This window comes from Rhodoplanes roseus (assembly GCF_003258865.1).
Classification (GTDB): Bacteria; Pseudomonadota; Alphaproteobacteria; order Rhizobiales; family Xanthobacteraceae; genus Rhodoplanes; species Rhodoplanes roseus.
This window is the reverse complement of the sequence record NZ_NPEX01000924.1, coordinates 1-251: the sequence shown is the minus strand read 5'-3', so window position 1 is coordinate 251 and position 251 is coordinate 1. Positions and strand designations below refer to the sequence as shown.

1 protein-coding gene is annotated in these 251 nt (G+C 61.0%); it reads right to left on the bottom strand.

The window, feature by feature from the left end; translation table 11 throughout:
• The coding region (locus tag CH341_RS33030) for a YciE/YciF ferroxidase family protein (protein WP_146604814.1) at window positions 1-251 on the bottom strand (251 nt) is incomplete at both ends.

Sequence of the window (251 nt, the reverse complement as noted above, 5' to 3'; positions counted from 1 at the left end):
TTCTTGTTGAGTTCGCTCTCGCCAACCTTGCTGAGCTTGGCGTCGGCGCTCTTTTCTTCCTGAAGAGTTTCGCCGAGGCGCTTCGCGGCTTCCTTATGGCCGAGACGATGGGCCCAGGCCTCAAGTGTGCCGTAGCGCGCAATCTCGTAATGCTCGACGGCCTGCGCTGCGGCGGCCATCGCCGCATCGCGCGTTTCTCCGTCTGAGATCTCGCTCATCAGCTCTTCGGCTTCGGTGATGATGCCCTGGAT